We start from the raw sequence: 19,116 nt of genomic DNA on the forward strand, positions 1-19,116 counted from the left end.
GGATGGAGGAAAGTCGCCCATGTCCCAACCGCTGCTGATCGAGCATGACGACGGCGTCGACCGGGTGACGCTCAATCGTCCCGAACACCTCAATGCGCTCGATCCGGCCTTGATCGACGCGCTCAACACTTACTTCCAGGGCCTGCAGCGCAACCGCGATACGCGCGTCGTCGTGCTGAAGGGCGCCGGCAACAATTTCTGCGCGGGTCTCGATCTCAAGCACGCGATGCAGCGCCGCGCCGGGCAGCAGGAGCCGCCCGGCGTCACGGAGTCGCTGGATTCGCAGCGGCGTATCGCCGACATCGTGATGCTGATGCGGCGTTGTCCGCAGCCGATCCTGGCGCTGGTGCAGGGCGCGGCGGCCGGCGGCGGCTTTGCGCTGGCGCTCGCCTCCGATATCCGCATCGCGACGCGGTCGACGCGGATGAACTGCGCCTTCATCAAGCTCGGCCTCGGCGGCTGCGACATCGGCACCAGCTATTTTCTGCCGCGGCTGGTCGGCGTCTCTGTGGCATCCGAACTGATCCTCACCGGACGCTTCATCGGCGCGGAGCGAGCGCTCGCGGTCGGGCTCGTCTCGGAAATCGTCGAGGAGGACGGTCTGGATGATGCGGCTGCGCCTTATGTCGAGGCGATGATGACGGCCTCGCCCGTGGGGCTGAGGTTGTCAAAGGAATGTCTCAACATCAGCGTCGATGCCGGATCGCTGGAAGCTGCGATCGCGATGGAGGATCGCAACCAGGTCCTGTGCAGCCGCTCGGAAGAGTTCTCGGAAGGCATCAGGGCCTTCCTTGAGAAGCGAAAGCCTGTCTATATCAAGCGCTGAACGACGAAGATCCGCAAAGGACAATAATTCCGGGAGACGCAAAAATGAGTGGAAGCGCGGCGGCGGTGATGACGAAGCCCGCCTTTCGCAAGGTCCAGTGGCTCGAGCGCGACATCGACGTGGAGCGCCGCGGCGACGGCACGGTGGTGCTGAAGTCGCGCATTCCGCTGCAGCCTTACGAGAAGCACATCCCGGCCTCGCTGGCGAAATGGGCGAAGGAAGCACCCGAGCGCACCTGGCTGGCGCAGCGCGGCGGGCCCAACCGCGAATGGCGCAAGGTGTCTTACGGCGAAGCCAAGCGCACCGTGGATGCGCTGACGCAAGGCTTGCTCAATCTCAAGCTCGAGGGACGTCCGGTCACGATCCTCTCCGGAAATTCGATCGAGCACGCGCTGATGACGCAGGCCGCGATGCAGGCGCGCGCTCCAGCGGCTCCGGTCTCGCCGGCCTACTCGCTGATGAGCCACGATCACGTCAAGCTGAAATATCTGTTCGACCTGATCAAGCCGGCCGTGGTGATGGTGCAGGACGGCCCGACGTTCGAGAAGGCGCTGAAGGCGCTCGATCTCGCCGGCGTCACCGTGGTTCACGTCGCGCGGCCTTGTGAGGGCATCACAAGCGTCAGCTTTGCTGAGTTGGCGACCACGCCGGTGACGAAGGACGTCGAGGATTCGATCGCAAGAATTACGCCGCAGACCGTCGGCAAGCTGCTGTTCACGTCGGGCTCGACCGGCATGCCCAAGGCCGTCATCAACACGCAGGAGATGATGTGCGCCAATGCGGCGATGATGATGCAGGTTCGTCCGCGCGACCCGAGCGGGCCGATCTCGACCATGCTGGACTGGATGCCCTGGAACCACACCATGGGCGGCAATGCCGCATTTCACCCGATCCTGGTTGACGGCGGCACACTCTATATCGACGACGGCCGGCCGATGCCGGGCCAATTCGACGAGACGCTACGCAATTTGCGCGAGATCTCGCCAACCTATTACGCCAACGTGCCGGCCGGCTATGCCGCGCTGGCCGCCGCCATGGAGAAGGACGATGCGCTCTGCCGCTCCTTCTTCAAGAATCTCTCGATCATGGCCTATGGCGGCGCGCGGCTGCCGGACGATCTCTATGATCGCATGCAGGCGCTTGCGGTGAAGACCACCGGCGAGCGCATCGTGTTCTACACCGGCTGGGGCTCGACCGAGACCGCGCCGACCTCAACCGGCACTTACTGGGATACCGAGCGCGTCGGCCTGATCGGCCTGCCGTTCCCCGGCGTCGAATTGAAGATGGTGCCGTGCGGCTCGAAATACGAATTGCGCCTGCGCGGCGTCAACGTCACGCCGGGCTATTTCGGCCAGTCGGATCTCACGAAGAAGATGTTCGACGAGGAAGGATTCTACTGCATCGGCGATGCCGGCATCTTCGTCGACGACACCGATCCGGTGCAAGGCATCATCTTCGCCGGCCGCGTGGTGGAGGACTTCAAGCTCACCACCGGCACTTTCGTGCATGTCGGCTCGCTCCGCACCGACGCGATCGCCGCTGCGACCCCTGTGGTGCACGACGCGCTGGTCGCGGGACAGGATCGCGCCTTCATCGGCTTGCTGGCCTGGCCCAATTTGCATGCCTGCCGCCAGCTCGTCGGCAATCCCGATTTGAGCTTTGCCGATGCCGTGAAGCACCCCGAGGTGATCGCCTGCTTCAGGCGCGGCCTGGAAGCCCACAACCGGGAATGCGAGGGCGCCAGCAGCCGCATGATTGCGCGCGCCATGCTGATGGTCGAGCCGCCCTCAATCGACGGCAATGAGCTCACCGACAAGGGTTACATCAACCAGCGCGCCGGCCTCGAGCGCCGCGCCGCGCTGGTGGAGCGGCTCTATGCCGACAGACTGGACGAGGATGTGATCGTGCTGCGATGAGTGCGAGTGAATTCGTCATTCCGGGGCGCGCGTTAGCGCGAACCCGGAATCCAGAGATGACCAGATCGAGATTCCGGGTTCGATGCTGACGCATCGCCCCGGAATGACAGAATTAAAAAGGTGACTCACCATGAACTTCGATTTCTCCGACGACCAAAAGCAGCTCCGCGACCAGGCGCGCAAGTTCCTCGCGGAAAAATGCCCGCCCAAGGCGGTGCGCGTCGTGCTCGACGGCAAGGCGCCTTACGACAAGGAGCTCTGGAAGGGCCTTGCCGAGATGGGCTTTCTCGGCGTCGCGATTCCCGAGGAGTTCGGCGGTGCGGGCGCCGGCCATCTCGAGCTCTGCGTGATCGCGGAGGAAATGGGCCGGGCCAACGCGCCGGTGCCGTTCTCCTCGACGGTCTACCTCGCCGCCGAGGCGCTGCTGATCGCCGGCAGCGATGCGCAGAAGAAGAAATGGCTGCCTGCAATCGCCGCGGGCGAGGCGATCGGCACGCTGGCGCTGTTCGAGGGCAAGGGCAACCCATCGCCGAAGAACGTCAAGCTTACCGCCGTGAACGGCGTGCTCAACGGCGTCAAGAAGCCGGTGGCCGACGGCGCCATCGCCGATTTCGCGGTGGTTGCCGCGCGCACGGGATCGAGCGGACGCGAGAATGACATCTCGCTGTTCCTGGTCGATCTGAAGGCCGGCGGCGTCGAGGTGAAAAGCCTCACCAATCTCGATCCGACCCGCGGGCAGGCCGAGATCAGCTTCAGGGATTGCAAGGCGGAGCCGCTCGGCGCCGCGGGCGAAGGCTGGAGCATCCTCACCCAGGTGCTCGATCGTGCCGCGGTGCTGTGCGCGTTCGAGCAGGTCGGTGGTGCCGACCGCGCGCTGGAGATGGGCCGGGATTACGCGCTCGACCGCATCGCCTTCGGTCGCCAGATCGGTTCGTTCCAGGCGGTCAAGCACATGCTCGCCGACATGTACGTCTCGGCGACCCTGGCGCGCTCCAACAGCTATTACGGCGCCTGGGCGCTCTCGACCAACGCAGCCGAACTGCCGGAGGCCGCGGCCGCCGCGCGCATCAGCGCGACGCAAGCGTTCCAGCATTGCGCCAAGAACAACATCCAGGTTCACGGCGGCATGGGCTTCACCTGGGAGTTCGACTGCCACATGTACTACCGCCGCGCCAACGCGATGGCGCTGGGGCTCGGCAGCCTCACCTATTGGGAAGATCAGTTGATCGACCGCATGCGTAAGAAGAACGCGGCGTAAGCGCCGATTTGTAGGATGGGTAGAGCGAAGCGAAACCCATCGCCACGCGAAGATTGAAAGAGATGGGTTTCGCTGCGCTCTACCCATCCTACGAGATGAATGCGCGGCTGAGGGCTGAACCATGAACTTCGACGACACCCCGCAGGAAGCCGAATTTCGCGCCACAGCGCGCGCCTGGATCAGCGCGAATGCGCCAAAACAGTACGAGGAAGAGCTGCGCAAATCCTCGCTTGGCCGCACGCAGCTCAAGAACGCCGACATCCTGCAGGTCGCAAAAGCCTGGCAGAAGAAGAAGGCCGATGCCGGCTGGGCCTGCCTGCACTGGCCGAAGGAGTATGGCGGCCGGGGCGCCTCGCCGATCGAGCGCGTGATCTGGCAGCAGGAGGAAGGGCCATTCGGCCAGCTGTCCCGCATGTTCATCATCGGCCACGGCATGTGCGGGCCGACCATGATGGCGTTCGCGCGCGAGGAGCATAAGCGCAAATATCTGCCGCCGCTCGCCTCCGGAGAGAACGTCTGGTGCCAGCTGTTCTCCGAGCCGGCCGGCGGCTCCGACGTGGCAGGCTTGCGTACGCGCGCGGAGAAGGACGGTGACGACTGGATCGTCAACGGACAGAAGATCTGGACCTCGGGCGCGCATTATTCCGACTACGGCATCTTGCTCACCCGCACCGATCCGACCGTGCCCAAGCACAAGGGTCTCACCATGTTCTTCCTGGACATGAAGAGCCCTGGCGTCGAGGTCAGGCCGATCAAGCAGGCGAGCGGGGCGTCCGACTTCAACGAGGTCTATTTCACCAATGTCCGCATCCCCGACCATCAGCGCCTCGGCGAGGTCGGTGACGGCTGGAACGTCTCGCTGACCACGCTGATGAACGAGCGCAGCGCGATCGGTGCGGCCGTCTCGACCGGCTTCCCTGAATTGTTCGAGTACTGCTCCAGCCTGATGCTCGACGACGGTCCGGCGATCGAGGATCGCGCGGTGCGCTCGAAGCTGGCGAACTGGGCGGTGAAGGCGAGCGGCCTGAAATACACCAGCATGCGCGCGATCTCGGCGCTGTCCAAGGGCGAGCGGCCGGGGCCGGAAAACTCCATCGGCAAGCTGGTGGCGGGCTCGATGATCCAGGACGTCGCGACCTACGCACTCGATCTGCAAGGAGCCGCGGGCGTGGTCAGCGGCGAGGATGCCGAGCTGTCCGGCCGTTTCCAGGCCATGCTGCTGCGCGCGCCGGGCACCCGCGTCGAAGGCGGCACTGACGAGATCATGCGCAACATCATCGCCGAGCGGGTGCTGGGCCTGCCCGGCGACATCCGTGTCGACAAGGACGTGCCATTCAACAAGATCCCGACGAAGGGAAGAAATTAGCCGTCATTCCGGGGCGGCTCGAAGAGCCGAACCCGGAATCTCGAAGTGAATATGCAAGCTCTAGATTCCGGGTTCGCGCGTTGCGCGCCCCGGAATGACAATGAAAGGGGAGCGCCATGAATTTCGACGACACGCCACAGGAAGCCGCATTCCGCGAGACCGCGCGCAAATGGATCGAGGCCAATGCGCCGAAGGAGCTGCATGGCGAGCTGTCAAAATCCTCGCTCGGCCGCATCCGGCTCGCGCACCACGACATCGTCGATGTCGGCAAGGCCTGGCAGAAGAAGAAGTTCGAAGGCAATTGGGCCTGCCTGCACTGGCCGAAGGAATATGGCGGCCGCGGTGCGACCCCGATCGAGAAGGTGATCTGGCAGCAGGAGGAGGGCGTCTACGGCAAGCTGACGCAGCCGTTCCAGATCGGCGAAGGCATGTGCGGTCCGACCGTGATGGCCTTCGGCGGCGAAGACGCCAAGCGCCGGTATTTGCCGAAACTGGCCTCGGGCGAGGAGATCTGGTGCCAGCTGTTCTCCGAGCCATCGGCCGGCTCGGACGTTGCGGGCTTGCGCACGCGCGCCGAGAAGAAGGGCGACAACTGGGTCGTCAACGGCCAGAAGATCTGGACCTCGGGCGCGCATTATTCCGACTACGGTCTCCTGATCGCGCGAACCGATCCGAACGTGCCCAAGCACAAGGGCCTCACCATGTTCTTCCTGGACATGAAGAGCCCCGGCGTCGAGGTGCGACCGATCAAGCAGGCCAATGGCATGCAGGAGTTCAACGAGGTCTATTTCACCGACGTCGTGATCCCCGACGGCCAGCGACTCGGCGCGGTCGGCGAGGGCTGGAGCGTGTCGCTGACCACGCTGATGAACGAGCGCATGTCGATCGGTGCGCGGCTTGCGACCGGCGTGCCTGAGATGTTCGAGTTCTGCTCCGACCTGATGCTGGAGGATGGACTCGCCATCGACGATCCCGCCGTGCGCTCGAAGCTCGCGAGCTGGGCGGCGAAATCGAATGGGCTGAAATACACCAGCTACCGCACGATCTCGGCGCTCTCGAAGGGCGAGCGGCCGGGCCCGGAAAATTCCATCGGCAAGCTCGTCTCGGGCATGATGCTCCAGGACATCGCGACCTACGCCATGGACCTCCAGGGCGCGGCCGGTGTTCTCACCGGCAACGACGAGGAGACGGTGCAGGGTCAGTTCCAGCAGATGCTGCTGTCCTCGCCCTCGATGCGCATCGCCGGCGGCACCGACGAGATCCTGCGCAACATCATTGCCGAGCGCGTGCTGGGATTGCCCGGCGACATTCGCGTGGACAAGGACGTGCCGTATAACAAGATCCCGACCAAGGGGCGGTGATTTTTCTCGTGTCCCGGACGCGGTGCGGCGCGAAGTGTCGCTCCGCAGAGCCGGGACCCAGGAGCCACAATGGGCCCCGGCTCTGCGCCGCATCACTTCGTGCTGCGTCGCGTCCGGGGCACGAAAGCGAGACGAGCCATGGACGCTACAGTCAAACAGAACGACCGCATCGGCATGCTCGAGGAACTCCTCAACGAGCGCTACTCCGTCCGCGCGTTTCTTCCCAAGGACGTCGATCGCGCGACCATCGAGCATGTGCTGACCACCGCGCAGCGCACCGCGTCCTGGTGCAACAGCCAGCCCTGGCAGGTCATCATCGCCAGCGGCGAGGCCAAGGAGCGCTTTCGCAAGGCGATCTATGCGGAGGCCTCAAAGGGCCTTGGCGATGATTACGATTTCACGCCGCCGCGCGAATATGTCGGGGTCTATCTGGAGCGCCGCCGCGAAAGCGGCTTCCAGCTCTACAACACGCTCGGCATCGCGCGCGGCGACAAGATGGCCTATGCCAGGCAGGCGCTCGAGAACTACAATTTCTTCGGCGCGCCACATGTTGCGATCATTCACACCAACGAGCCGCTCGGCATCTACGGTGCGATCGACTGCGGCGCCTATGTCAGCAATTTCATGCTGGCCGCGCAGGCGCTCGGGCTCGGCACCATACCGCAGGCGGCGCTCGCACGGCATTCCGGGCTGATCCGCCGGCATTTCAATCTGCCCGACGACCGCCGCGTCGTCTGCGGCATTTCGTTCGGCTACGCCGACCATGCGCACAGGGTCAACAGCTACCGCACCTCGCGCGCGAGCGTGGCCGATACCGTGACCTTTGTTGACGAGTGATCGAGCGCGGTGAACCCGGCGCCGCCCGCATCGGACGCGCGCGAAGACGGCCGTGGAAACGGCCGTCTTCGTTTCGTCCGGGTCCGATTAGCGTCGGCTATCAGCCGCCGCTGCCGCCGATCACGGCTCGCACCGTCTCGTCGGGCCCGAAATCCTCGGCGCCGTCGACATAGAGCAGCGCGGCGAGCTTCGAGCGGGCGCGGTTCACGCGGCTCTTGATCGTGCCGACCGCGCAGCCGCAGATCGAGGCCGCGTCTTCGTAAGAGAAGCCGGACGCACCGACCAGGATCAACGCTTCACGCTGATCCTGCGGAAGCTTGTCGAGCGCCGTGCGGAACTCCTCGAACTCGAGATGCGCGTTCTGCGAAGGCTGTGTCTTCAGCGTCTTGGCGTAGTTGCCCTCGGCATCCTCGACCTCGCGCCGCCGCTTGCGATAGTCGGAGCGGAACAGGTTGCGCAGAATCGTGAACAGCCAGGCCGGCAGGTTGGAGCCGGGCTGGAACGAGTCGATGTTGGCGAGCGCACGCAGCAGCGTCTCCTGGACCAGGTCGTCGGCCCGGTCCGCATTGCCGCTGAGCGAGATGGCGAAGGCGCGCAGACTGGGCACGGCCGCCAGGATGTCGTTACGAAGGGAGTCCGTGAGAGGCATTAATCCCTCCCATTGTTGTTGTCGTTGGATCCACCCTCATTCTCCACGTGGGGAGTCGCTCCCGGCGCATCAAGCTTCTTGATCAGTTCTGCGAACCGATCCGGAACCCCCTGCCGTACGACATCGTCGTACATGGCCCGCAATTGATGCCCGATCCGGGATTGGATCTCCGGAGTGAGGCCTCCCTTGCCGGGGGTCGTGCTTCTGCTGGCTTGAGACTTGAGATCTTTCATGACCTGTTCCACGTTTCCCCGAGTTAAGTGACTGCAAATTCGAGAGGTTTTCTCAACCGGGAGCCGTTCCCTGGATAGGCACAATTCCAGGTCCGCGAAAAAGTTCCCAGCTCTACGGAACTTTTCTTGAGCTGATGCGTAGTCAGCCCAGCAGGGGAACCCGGGCCCCCCGCGTGTCTCCTGACCTCAAGGCTGGCCCGAAGACGAATGGAGTGGGGATGTCCCGTTCACAGCTTGTTGCGGAACACTTGCCGTTGTTGCGCCGGTACGCGCGCGCCCTGACCGGCAGCCAGGCCTCCGGTGACGCCTATGTCGCAGCCATGTTGGAAGCCATGCTGGGAGATCCGTCGGTGCTCGATGAGAGCCATGGGCCTCGGGCCGGCCTGTTTCGGCTGTTCACGCAGATCTGGAATTCGGTCTCGGTCAACGAAGACGCCGAGGTGACGACCCTGCCGATGCCGCCGGAGCGGCGGCTGTCGAACATCACGCCGCTGCCGCGTCAGGCCTTCCTGCTGCTTTCGCTCGAAGGCTTCTCGGAAGAGGAAGTCGCCTTCGTCCTCGGCACCGACGTCGCGGAGACGCGGCGCCTTGCAGACGCTGCCGGACGCGAGATGGCGGCCGAGATTGCCACCGACGTGCTGATCATCGAGGACGAGACCTTCATCGCCATGGACCTCGAAAGCCTGGTGAAGAATCTCGGCCACAACGTCGTCGGCGTCGCGCGCACCCATGCCGATGCAGTGGCGCTGGCCAAGAACAAGCGGCCCGGCCTGATCCTCGCCGACATCCAGCTCGCCGACGGCTCGTCGGGCCTCGATGCCGTCAACGAACTGCTGCGCACCTTCGAGGTGCCCGTCGTGTTCATCACCGCCTATCCGGAGCGCTTCCTCACCGGCGAGCGTCCCGAGCCGGCATTCCTGATCTCAAAGCCGTTCCAGCCGGCAATGGTATCGGCGGTGGCGAGCCAGGCGCTGTTCTTCCAGCGCAATTCTCGCAATCGCGCGCCGAAGGCGCCGGCGGCGTAATGACGCCCTGGTAGCCCGGCAATTGGCGAAGTGATCCGATCCGGCGTGCCGCAAGGCACGCCGGATTTTTCATGTCCGCTGCCATGCTTGACGGCCGTGGAATTCACCGCCCATACCTCATGCAGAGGCTGCGCCCGCGGCCGCACCAACCGGAGATGTCCCCATGGACCAGCCGCTGCTCGACCGCCTCGCCATCCGCGACCTCGTCGAGAACTGGGCGGTGTGGCGCGACGCCGGCGACTGGGAGCGCTTTGCCACGGTCTGGCATGACGAGGGCTGGATGTCCGCCACCTGGTTTCAGGGGCCGGCGCGGGATTTCATGCGCGTCAGCCAGGAGGGATTCGCCAAAGGCGTGCGCATCCTGCATTTCCTCGGCGGCACCAGCATCGATCTTGCCGGCGAGCGAGCCATCGCGCAGACCAAGATGACGATCTCGCAGCGCGCCCTGGTGCACGACGTGCTCTGCGACGTCGTTTGCACCGGGCGCTTCTACGACTTCATGGAGAAGCGGCATGACCAATCCGGTATTGGCAAATGGGGCATCGTCCGCCGCCAGCCGATCTACGAGAAGGACCGGATCGATCCGGTCGATCCCGCCGCGACGCTGCGCCTCGACCAGGAGGCGCTCGCCGCGCTGCCCGAAGGCTATCGCCACCTCGCCTACATGCAGGAGCTGATCGGCTACAAGGTCAAGCGCGACATGCCGGGCCTCACCGGTCCGGAAGTCGAGAAGCTCTACGGCGAAGGGCGGCAATGGCTCGCGGCGAAGGCGAAGTAGACCCCAGACAAAAGTAAGGCGCGACTGGCATCACCACAGTCGCGCCCTACGTCGCCGGCTTATGGGGCAGGGGGGAATAGCCGGCTGCTGAGACGACTCCCGACCGTCGGAGTCGTTCCACGGCTTGCGAAATATTTCGCCGACCTGCGGCATTTTTCGCACACGGTTAAGTGATCGTAACGGCCGAGAACCGCCGATCCTGTGGCGGCGTTGTTCCCGTGATCGCCATGGGGCGAGGGATCGACAGCCATGTCACAGATTCAAAAGGTATTTTTAGGCGCTATTGCGACCGTCGCGACACTCGGTGCCGTGCAATTGGCCTCCGGCCATGACTTGGCCGGTCGCTGGCAGGCGGTCGCCGACACCTCCAGCCGCAGCTCGAACTTCGCCCCCAGCCACAATGTCAATCGCACCGCAAAGGCGGACCGGCTCGCCGAGATCAAGCCGGCGCCGGCTCCGACCCGCACGGTGTCGATGCGGCTGAACGACCTCGCCGATACGTCGGTGCTGCTGCGGGTCCCCGCGGTGGTCGAGACCGGCAACGCCAAGCCCCCGGTGCTGCTCCAGAACCAGCAGAAGGTTCGCACCAGGCCGACGATCGCCTGTGAGCCGATGGTCAGCTCCCTGACCGAGGTCGCGAAGCTGCTTCAGCCCGGCCGTTGCGTGACCTGATCCGCGTCTCCCGCGAGGGGTACCCTCCGGGCGGATGCTTCACATCCTCTTGATCCGCCGTTGCCTCGCGCTATATCCGGGTTCCTCCTTTTGTTTTGACCGGGTAAGCGCATGACGACGTCAGACACGGCTGTGCATACGCAGCCTTTCCAGGCCGAAGTTTCCGAACTGCTGCACCTGATGGTGCATTCCGTTTATTCGGAAACCGATATCTTCCTCCGCGAACTCATCTCCAATGCCTCCGATGCCTGCGACAAGCTGCGCTACGAGGCCATCGCAAGTCCCACCCTGCTGGGCGAGGGCGACGCGCTCAAGATCCGCATCATCCCGAACAAGACGGCCAAGACGCTTACGATCGCCGACAACGGCATCGGCATGGAGCGGCAGGAGCTGATCGATCATCTCGGCACCATCGCCCGCTCCGGTACCAAGGCGTTCGTGTCCAAGCTGAAGGAGGCCAAGGACGGCCTCGGCCTGATCGGACAGTTCGGCGTCGGCTTCTATTCAGCCTTCATGGTCGCCGAGAAGATCGTCGTGATCAGCCGCCGCGCCGGCGAGAGCGACGTCTGGACCTGGACGTCGTCCGGTGGCTCCGGCTTCGAGATCGCCCGGGCCAGCGAGGAGGAAGCGGCGCGCGTGACACGCGGCACCGAAATCGTCCTGCACCTGAAGGACGACGCCAAGAAGTATCTCGAGACCTACGAGATCGAGCGCATCGTCACAGCCTATTCCGACAACATCCTGTTCCCCATCGAGCTCGTGCCCGAAGAGGGCGAGCCGCGCCAGATCAATTCGGCCAGCGCGCTGTGGCAGCGCGCGAAATCCGAGCTGACGGCAGACGACTACAAGAAGGCCTATCAGCAGATCGCTTCCGCCTTCGACGATCCCGCGATGACGCTGCACTACCGCGCCGAGGGCCGCTACTCCTACGCCGTGCTGCTGTTCGCGCCCTCGACCAAGCCGTTCGACCTGTTCGAGCCCAACCGCAAGGGGCGCGTGAAGCTCTATGTCCGGCGCGTCTTCATCACCGACGATGCCGATCTGTTGCCGGGCTATCTGCGCTTCATCCGCGGCGTCGTCGACAGCGAGGATCTCCCGCTCAACATTTCGCGCGAGATGCTTCAGAACAATCCGCAGCTCGCGCAGATCCGCAAAGCCGTGGCGACCCGGGTTGTGTCCGAGCTCGAAAGTCTTGCCGACAAGGACCCCGAGAATTTTGCCAAGATCTGGGACGCGTTCGGCGCGGTGCTGAAGGAAGGCATCTACGAGGATTTCGAGCGGCGCGAAAAGCTGCTTTCGATGTCGCGCTTCACCACCACGTCGGGCGAGAAGCGGTCGCTGAAGCAGGTCATCGCCGATTTCAAGCCGAACCAGACCGAGATCTACTATCTCGTCGGCGACAGCATCGAGCGGCTGAAGTCCAATCCCCGGCTGGAAGCCGCAACTGCACGCGGCATCGAGGTGCTGCTGCTGTCCGATCCGGTCGATGCCTTCTGGACCTCGATGCCGTCGGAGTTCGACGGCAAGCCGCTGAAGTCGCTGAGCCAGGGCGATCTCAATCTCGACCTGATTCCACGTGTCGACGAGGCGGACGAGGCGAAGAAGGACGAGCCGGCCGCGGATGAAGCGGCCACCATCGCCGTGATCAAGGCCGCGCTCGGCGAGCGCGTCAGCGACGTCAAGGCCTCGACCCGGCTCACCAGCTCGGCCTCGTGCCTCGTCGCCGACAGCCAGGGGCCCAGCCGCGAGCTCGAGCGCATCCTGTCGCAGCAGAACCGCGGCATGAAGACCAAGCCGATCCTCGAGATCAATTTGCGCCATCCGCTGGTCACCGCGGTCACCAAGGAGCAAGCTGGCTCGAAGGTCGTCGACGATCTCAGCCTGCTGCTGCTCGAACAGGCGCAGATCCTGGACGGCGAATTGCCGGAAGACCCGGCGGCGTTCGCGGCAAGGCTGAATCGGCTCGTGCTGCAGGGGCTCGGCGCTTAGCGCCGCAGCCCCGCCCTACTCACCTTGCCGTCAACTATCTGCAGGAACAGTCGCGTCCGCCGGGATGTTATGCCATATGGAACCGCTGGCTCCCGATCCGCCGGCGGCCACTGACTCGAGGATGCGTCCATGCGCTTGCCGTTCTTGACCCTCACCGCGATTGCCACGCTGTTCGTCGCGGCAGATGCCAGCGCCCAGACCTATGATCCGCGCTATCCGGTGTGCATGCACGTCTATACACCCGGCGGCGGCTTCGGCGGTGGCGGCGGAGACTATTTCGACTGCTCTTTCACCTCGCTGCCGCAGTGCCGCGCGACCGCGTCGGGGCGCTCGGCGAGCTGCGATCTCAACCCGTATTACGCCTTCGACGAACCCCCGCCGCCGCGCCGGCGCCCCAAGAAACAGCATTAGCGGTCTGCGATGCGGTCTCCTCGGACATTCTCGTCGCGTGGTTCGCTCGGCCTGACCATGGCCGTCGGCGTCTTGCTCGCCGCCGCGCCGTCGCATGGGCAAACCTTCGATCCCCGCTATCCCGTCTGCATGCACGTCTATTCCGGTGCGAATGGCGGTGGCGGGGAGTGGTACGATTGCTCCTTCACCTCGCTGCCGCAGTGCCGCGCGACCGCCTCGGGCCGCGCTGCGACCTGTGACCTCAATCCGTATTATCCGTTCACCGCGCCGCCGCGCCCGCGCCACAGGCGAAGCGGTTAGCGCTGGGGGGATCGCCGGCCGCCAATCCGATGGAGCATGCGGGATGATTTGCCGCGTGTTCCTCGAGATCGCGGTGCCATGTTGACCGCCGCGTTGATTGCGGTGGCCAGTTGCCAGCTCATCTTGTCCGTCGTCCAGTCGCTTGCATGCAGCCTGGTATCATCGCCGGGGTCGACCATCCGGTCGAAAGAGATCTTGGCGACTTCGTGCCAGCCCTGCATCAGCTCGAAGCGGCGGAAGACGTTGACGCCCTTGGCACGCGCGATATCGCTGATCGCCGCCACCATGGCGCTCGCCTTTTCGATCCTGGCCGGTGTCAGCAGCGCCGGCACATATTGCAGGTCCATCAGGATCACGTCCATCCGTCCGGTCGCCAGCAACTGATCGACGCCGTTAGAGATGGCTTCCGTGGTGTCTTTGAAGGAAGGTGGGTTCTTGTCTGCAGATTGCCAAACTGCATTTGTGCCGACCTGCCAGATTACGAGATCCGGATTCTGGTCGAACACATCATGCTTGAATCGCCTGCGTTCTTGGGGAGCCTCTTCGCCGCCGACGCCTCGGTTGACCACATCAATCGTGGCTTTCGGGAATAGTATCCGGAGGTTCGCCAGCAGCCGTTGCGGATAGGGTGCAATACCCCCTTCACCCGCCGTCGTCGACGAGCCGATCGCAACCACCTTGACCTGTCCGCCCTTCAGCCGGTTGGCGAAAATGGTGAGCGGCTGCTCGAAAGGCGTTGCGTTGACAGGAATTTGCGAGGCGTCGAGGGCCACGATTAGCCTCCCTGTCGTAGTCAGGACAATGCGAGGTAGAGCCAGGAATATCCTGTTTGGCGGAGGCCGCCTAGCGCCTCCCGCTACTCCTTCCTCACGCCCGATAGCTCGACCACTTTCTGGCAGCGATCGGTTTCCGCCAACGGGATCGCGCCGAGGTCGGCGATGCGGGCCTTGGCCCCGGCGTCGAGGGAGAGGGAAAGCTTCCCGCTCGGCTTCGTTACTTTGCTATCGCAAGAATGGCGCCGGGCTGCACGCCAACCCGCCGGCCTGGTAAAGGATCGCTAGAGTTAATCGCGCACTAACGGAGTTTTACCTTGTCTCTTAACACCTGGGCAGTGCGCGCGGGCTAAGCTGCCGGACACAAGCAGACGGCCCGAAAGAGTGAACAATATGACCACCGGCGTCATCGAGCAGCCGAAAACCGTACACGCACCGTCGGCCTCGAAGATCTGGCTGAAGGCAATCGAGCTCACTGCGCGGATCGAGGCATTGCCCGGGCGTCTGTTCGCGGACGTCATCGACGATTGGGCGCAACGCCAGCCCGGCCGCGTCGCGCTGGTCGCGGCTGACACAAGTCTGGACTATCAAGGCCTGTCGAAGCGCATCAATCGCTACGCGCGCTGGGCGCGCTCGGTCGGGGTCGCCAAGGGCGATACCGTGGCCCTCATCATGCCGAACGGTATCGACTATCTCGCGGCCTGGCTCGGCATCAGCCGCGTCGGAGGCGTGGTGGCGCTGATCAATGCAAAGCTGGTGGGACAGTCGCTTGCGTATTGCATCGACGTCGCAAGGCCGGCGCACATCATCGTCGCGCACGAGCTGACGGAGATGCTGGACCGTGCAACGCCGCATCTGAAGGCGCAGCCCAAGGTCTGGACCCACGGCGATGCCCGCAGCCAGCGTGCGATCGACGTCGCTCTTGCCGTCCTCGACGACGGCCCGCTCTCGTCGGACGAACATGGCGACGTCACGATCGATGACCGCGCGCTGCTGATCTACACCTCGGGCACCACGGGCCTGCCGAAAGCGGCCAGCATCAGCCACCGCCGTATCCTCAACTGGGGCTTCTGGTTCGCCGGTCTCACCGGCGCGACTCCACAGGACCGGCTCTACGATTGTCTGCCGTTGTTCCACTCGGTCGGCGGCATCGTCGCACCGTGCAGCATGCTGGCTGCCGGCGGTTCGGTCGCCATTGCGGAAAAATTCTCGGCCTCGCATTTCTGGTCCGACGTCGTCCGGCATGACTGCACGTTGTTCCAGTATATCGGCGAACTCTGCCGCTATCTGCTGAAGGCGGCGCCGTCGGAATACGAGACCAGGCACCGCCTGCGGCTCGTCTGCGGCAACGGTCTGCGCGGCGACATCTGGGAAGATTTCCAGGCGCGCTTTTCCATTCCGCGCATCCTCGAATTCTACGCGGCGACTGAAGGCAATTTTTCGCTGTTCAATGTCGAGGGGCAGCCGGGCGCGATCGGGCGCATTCCGCCGCTGCTGGCACATCGCTTTCCCGCCAGTCTCGTCAAGCTCGACCCCGGCAGCGGCGTGCCGCAGCGCAATGACGAGGGCTTTTGCATCGCCTGTGTCCGCGGCGAGGCCGGCGAAGCCATCGGCCGCATCGGCACCGCGGACGAGGGCGGCGGCCGCTTCGAAGGCTACACCGATGCGGGCGAGACCGAGAAGAAGATCCTGCGCGACGTCTTTGCCAGAGGCGATGCCTGGTTCCGCACCGGCGATCTGATGCGGATCGACGACAAGGGCTTTTTCCATTTCGTCGACCGCATCGGCGACACCTTCCGCTGGAAGGGCGAGAACGTCGCGACCTCGGAGGTGAACGACGCCGTGCGCGATTTCGCCGGCGTGGTTGACGCCAGCACCTACGGCGTCGCCATCCCCGGCGCCGACGGCCGCGCCGGCATGAGCGCGATCGTCGTGAACGAGGGCTTTCACATCTCCGCGCTGCCTGCGCATCTCGCGCAGCGCCTGCCGGCTTACGCCCGGCCGGTCTTCATCCGCATCTCGCGCGAGCTCGATGCGACCGAGACGTTCAAGCAGAAGAAGGGCGATCTCGCGCGCGCGGGATTTGATCCGGCCGCGATCTCCGATCCGCTGTTCATGCTCGATCCGAAATCCGGCGCCTATGTCGCGCTCGATTCCAGCACATTTTCCGGGATCGCAGAGGGCACGATCCGGCTGTAACGGCAACAAAATCCGCCAGATGGGTCCAATTTTATCTGAATTGTCCAAGAGGCCATTTACTTCTGTCGGGTAAGCAGAGGGTCATTGGGAGGCGGTCATCAAGAGCCGCCGCAACACGAATGATAACGAAAAGCGAGCCAGCCATGTCGGTAAGGTCAAAGGTCATTGAAGCGATCCAGCAGATCGCCAGAGAGCAGCACGTCGCGCTTCCCGCACTCTCGGACGATCTGTCCCTGCACGAGACGGGTTTCGACTCGCTCGCCTTCGCCATTCTTGTGGCGCGCCTCGAGGACGAGACCGGCGTCGACCCATTCACCATTTCCGAGGACGCAGCGTTCCCCGCCACGGTGGGCGATTTCGTGCGGGCCTACGAAAATGTCCCCGCGTGAGATCTTTGCGCTTCGCGACCATCTCGGCGCGGAGCTGAAGGGCCGCACGATCTCCGATGCGCATGATGTCGTGTCGCTGACCGACATCCTGTCGCACACGGTTCTCGGCGGCCGTCTGCGCGAGCTGTCCGGCCGCGCGGTGTTGCTGAAACTGTCAGACCAGCTCCGGTCAGGCCTTGCCATGATCGAGCTCGACGGCATCGCCCGCCGCATGCTGCTGTGTCCGCCGGATCTCAACCCGGCGCATCTTGACTCGTTGATCGCTGATGCCGGCATCGATGCCGTCGTCACCGACGAGCCCGATCGCTGGGCCGGCACCGGCGTTCCGCTGGTCGTCACCGCGCATTTGCCGCTGCAAGCCACCGCGCCGGCCACGAGCGAGCGTGCGACCGAATGGTTGATGTTGACTTCGGGCACCTCGGGCGTGCCAAAGATCGCTGGCCATACGCTGGAGGCGCTGACCGGGGCGATCGTTGCCGAAGGTCCAGCGCGCGGTCCGGCGCCGGTATGGGCGACGTTCTACGACATTCGCCGCTACGGCGGCCTGCAGATCTTCCTCCGCGCCATCCTGTCCGGCGGCTCGATGGTGCTGTCCGATCCGCATGAAGCGCTCGGCGATCACATCGCGCGGTTGAATGCGCGCGGCGTCTCGCACATCTCGGGCACGCCCTCGCACTGGCGCAAGCTCCTGATGAGCGGTGCGGCCGCGCAATTCGCCCCGGCTTACGTCCGTCTCTCCGGCGAGATCGCCGACCAGGCCGTGCTCGACGGCTTGAAGGCGGCGTTCCCCAATGCTTCCGTCGGCCACGCCTATGCCTCGACCGAGGCCGGCGTCGGCTTCGCCGTGAATGACGGGCTGGAAGGTTTTCCGGCCGATTATCTCGGCAACCGCAACGGCGTCGAGATGAAGGTCGTCGACGGCTCGCTGCGGATTCGCTCGGCACGTACGGCGCATGCCTATGTCGGCCGCGACGCGGCGGCGCTTGCCGATGCCGACGGCTTCGTCGACAGCGGCGACATCGTCGAGCTGCGCGGCAACCGTTATTACTTCGTCGGCCGTCGCGGCGGCATCATCAATATCGGCGGGCTGAAGGTCCACCCCGAGGAGATCGAGGCGGTGATCAATCGCCATCCCGACGTGCGGATGTCGCGCGCCAAGTCGCGCCGCAGCCCGATCACCGGCGGCATCGTCGTCGCCGACGTGATCCTCGCCGACGGCACCGATGCGGCGCGCGCGAAGGAGATTCGCGACCAGATCCTGGATCAGTGCCGCGCCCAGCTCGCGTCCCACAAGGTGCCGGCGGTGATCCGTTTCGTCGAGGCGCTCGACGTCACCCCGGCCGGCAAACTGGCGCGCACCGATGCATAACGTTCTCGTCACCGGCGGCAGCCGCGGTATAGGTCTTGCCATTGCAACGCGCCTCGTCGGAGGTGGCTTCAACGTGATCTCGGCGGCCCGGCGCGAGAGCGACGAGCTCAAGGCGGCGATTGCCCGGTCCGAGGGACGGCTGCATTTCCGCGCCTGCGATCTTGCGGTGATCGATGCGATCCCGGCCTTCGCAAAACTCGTTCGCGACGAATTCGGCCCGATCTACGGCCTCGTCAACAATGCCGGCCTCGGCACCGAAGGCCTGCTCGCCACCATGCACAATTCCGAGATCGCGGCCCTGGTGCAGCTCAACGTGCTGTCGCCGATCGTCCTCACCAAATATGTCGCGCGGCAGATGATGGCCGATGGCGCCGGCCGCATCGTCAACATCTCCTCGATCATCGCGACCACCGGTTACAACGGCCTGTCCGTCTACGGCGCGACCAAGGCCGCCGCCACCGGCTTCACCCGCTCGCTCGCGCGCGAGGTCGGCAAGCTCGGCATCACCGTGAACGCGGTCGCACCGGGCTTCATCGACACCGAGCTCACGCACAACCTCTCGGACGAGGGCCGCAGGCGCATCGCCGGCCGCAGTGCGCTGCGTCGCCTGCCGCAGACGGACGATGTCGCGCGCATGGTGGAGTATCTGCTGGGGGAGGGCGGCCGCAATATCACCGGGACGGTGTTCACTGTGGACGCGGGGAATACGGCATAAGCGGAACTCTGCCGTCTTGATTGCATTGATCCGGCACAATGACATTCAGC

19 protein-coding genes are annotated in these 19,116 nt (G+C 64.5%); 16 read left to right on the top strand and 3 right to left on the bottom strand.

Annotated features, from left to right (window positions below; genetic code table 11):
- Positions 1-19: 19 nt before the first annotated feature.
- The 6 genes from FJV43_RS21665 to FJV43_RS21690 all read left to right on the top strand — a co-directional run bounded on the left by FJV43_RS21665 (position 20) and on the right by FJV43_RS21690 (position 7,564).
- On the top strand, positions 20-826 hold the full coding sequence (locus FJV43_RS21665) for an enoyl-CoA hydratase-related protein (RefSeq protein ID WP_239620749.1): 807 nt from the start codon (positions 20-22) through the stop codon (positions 824-826).
- 44 nt (positions 827-870) lie between these two features.
- The gene (locus tag FJV43_RS21670; RefSeq protein ID WP_239620750.1) at positions 871-2,742 is read left to right on the top strand and encodes an AMP-binding protein; all 1,872 of its coding nucleotides are present in this window, start codon (positions 871-873) and stop codon (positions 2,740-2,742) included.
- Positions 2,743-2,872: 130 nt separating this feature from the next.
- Complete coding sequence (locus tag FJV43_RS21675; protein WP_239620752.1) at positions 2,873-4,000, top strand: acyl-CoA dehydrogenase family protein; 1,128 nt, start codon at positions 2,873-2,875, stop codon at positions 3,998-4,000.
- A gap of 121 nt (positions 4,001-4,121) precedes the next feature.
- Positions 4,122-5,366 (top strand): acyl-CoA dehydrogenase, encoded by a 1,245-nt coding sequence (locus tag FJV43_RS21680; RefSeq protein WP_239620754.1) that lies wholly within the window; start codon positions 4,122-4,124, stop codon positions 5,364-5,366.
- A gap of 116 nt (positions 5,367-5,482) precedes the next feature.
- A complete protein-coding gene (locus FJV43_RS21685) occupies positions 5,483-6,727 on the top strand; it encodes an acyl-CoA dehydrogenase (RefSeq protein ID WP_239620755.1) in 1,245 nt (414 codons plus the stop codon).
- 138 nt (positions 6,728-6,865) lie between these two features.
- Positions 6,866-7,564, top strand: coding sequence for a nitroreductase (locus FJV43_RS21690; RefSeq protein ID WP_239620757.1), 699 nt, complete (start codon positions 6,866-6,868; stop codon positions 7,562-7,564).
- A gap of 100 nt (positions 7,565-7,664) precedes the next feature.
- Here FJV43_RS21690 and FJV43_RS21695 read toward each other — a convergent pair whose 3' ends face one another.
- Positions 7,665-8,213, bottom strand: a complete 549-nt coding sequence (locus tag FJV43_RS21695) for a sigma-70 family RNA polymerase sigma factor (protein ID WP_018316216.1) — start codon at positions 8,211-8,213, stop codon at positions 7,665-7,667.
- A complete protein-coding gene (locus tag FJV43_RS21700; RefSeq protein ID WP_024337325.1) occupies positions 8,213-8,446 on the bottom strand; it encodes a NepR family anti-sigma factor in 234 nt (77 codons plus the stop codon). Before FJV43_RS21700 ends, FJV43_RS21695 begins: the two co-directional genes overlap by 1 nt.
- A 218-nt stretch (positions 8,447-8,664) precedes the next feature.
- Here FJV43_RS21700 and FJV43_RS21705 point away from each other — a divergent pair, with 218 nt between their 5' ends.
- From FJV43_RS21705 to FJV43_RS21730, 6 genes are all read left to right on the top strand, one after another.
- The gene (locus tag FJV43_RS21705) at positions 8,665-9,471 is read left to right on the top strand and encodes a response regulator (RefSeq protein ID WP_028179299.1); all 807 of its coding nucleotides are present in this window, start codon (positions 8,665-8,667) and stop codon (positions 9,469-9,471) included.
- A gap of 163 nt (positions 9,472-9,634) precedes the next feature.
- The gene (locus tag FJV43_RS21710; protein ID WP_239620759.1) at positions 9,635-10,249 is read left to right on the top strand and encodes a nuclear transport factor 2 family protein; all 615 of its coding nucleotides are present in this window, start codon (positions 9,635-9,637) and stop codon (positions 10,247-10,249) included.
- A gap of 249 nt (positions 10,250-10,498) precedes the next feature.
- Positions 10,499-10,921: a hypothetical protein gene (locus FJV43_RS21715; protein ID WP_239620764.1), complete on the top strand. Its 423-nt coding sequence runs from the start codon at positions 10,499-10,501 to the stop codon at positions 10,919-10,921.
- A 111-nt stretch (positions 10,922-11,032) separates the two neighbouring features.
- Positions 11,033-12,910, top strand: coding sequence for a molecular chaperone HtpG (gene htpG, locus FJV43_RS21720; RefSeq protein WP_239620774.1), 1,878 nt, complete (start codon positions 11,033-11,035; stop codon positions 12,908-12,910).
- Positions 12,911-13,039: 129 nt separating this feature from the next.
- Positions 13,040-13,321 (top strand): DUF3551 domain-containing protein, encoded by a 282-nt coding sequence (locus FJV43_RS21725; protein WP_239620782.1) that lies wholly within the window; start codon positions 13,040-13,042, stop codon positions 13,319-13,321.
- 57 nt (positions 13,322-13,378) lie between these two features.
- A complete protein-coding gene (locus FJV43_RS21730; protein WP_239629544.1) occupies positions 13,379-13,621 on the top strand; it encodes a DUF3551 domain-containing protein in 243 nt (80 codons plus the stop codon).
- On the opposite strand, the gene FJV43_RS21735 is transcribed toward FJV43_RS21730, so the two are convergent.
- Positions 13,618-14,394 carry an SGNH/GDSL hydrolase family protein gene (locus FJV43_RS21735; protein WP_239620784.1) on the bottom strand — a complete coding sequence of 259 codons (777 nt, stop codon included), beginning with the start codon at positions 14,392-14,394 and terminating at the stop codon, positions 13,618-13,620. The genes FJV43_RS21730 and FJV43_RS21735 overlap by 4 nt on opposite strands.
- A 384-nt stretch (positions 14,395-14,778) precedes the next feature.
- On the opposite strand from FJV43_RS21735, the gene FJV43_RS21740 reads away from it, so the two are divergent.
- The 4 genes from FJV43_RS21740 (at position 14,779) to FJV43_RS21755 (ending at position 19,066) form a co-directional block, all read left to right on the top strand.
- Positions 14,779-16,593 (top strand): long-chain-acyl-CoA synthetase, encoded by a 1,815-nt coding sequence (locus FJV43_RS21740; RefSeq protein WP_239620786.1) that lies wholly within the window; start codon positions 14,779-14,781, stop codon positions 16,591-16,593.
- Positions 16,594-16,736: 143 nt separating this feature from the next.
- Positions 16,737-16,982: an acyl carrier protein gene (locus tag FJV43_RS21745; RefSeq protein WP_131869025.1), complete on the top strand. Its 246-nt coding sequence runs from the start codon at positions 16,737-16,739 to the stop codon at positions 16,980-16,982.
- The gene (locus FJV43_RS21750; protein ID WP_239620788.1) at positions 16,969-18,351 is read left to right on the top strand and encodes an AMP-binding protein; all 1,383 of its coding nucleotides are present in this window, start codon (positions 16,969-16,971) and stop codon (positions 18,349-18,351) included. The genes FJV43_RS21745 and FJV43_RS21750 overlap by 14 nt, the downstream gene beginning before the upstream one ends.
- Positions 18,344-19,066, top strand: coding sequence for an SDR family NAD(P)-dependent oxidoreductase (locus tag FJV43_RS21755; RefSeq protein ID WP_239620790.1), 723 nt, complete (start codon positions 18,344-18,346; stop codon positions 19,064-19,066). Before FJV43_RS21750 ends, FJV43_RS21755 begins: the two co-directional genes overlap by 8 nt.
- The last annotated feature ends 50 nt before the right edge of the window (positions 19,067-19,116 follow it).

The sequence above is a fragment of the Bradyrhizobium sp. I71 genome, from assembly GCF_022354745.1.
Taxonomy (GTDB): Bacteria; Pseudomonadota; Alphaproteobacteria; order Rhizobiales; family Xanthobacteraceae; genus Bradyrhizobium; species Bradyrhizobium liaoningense.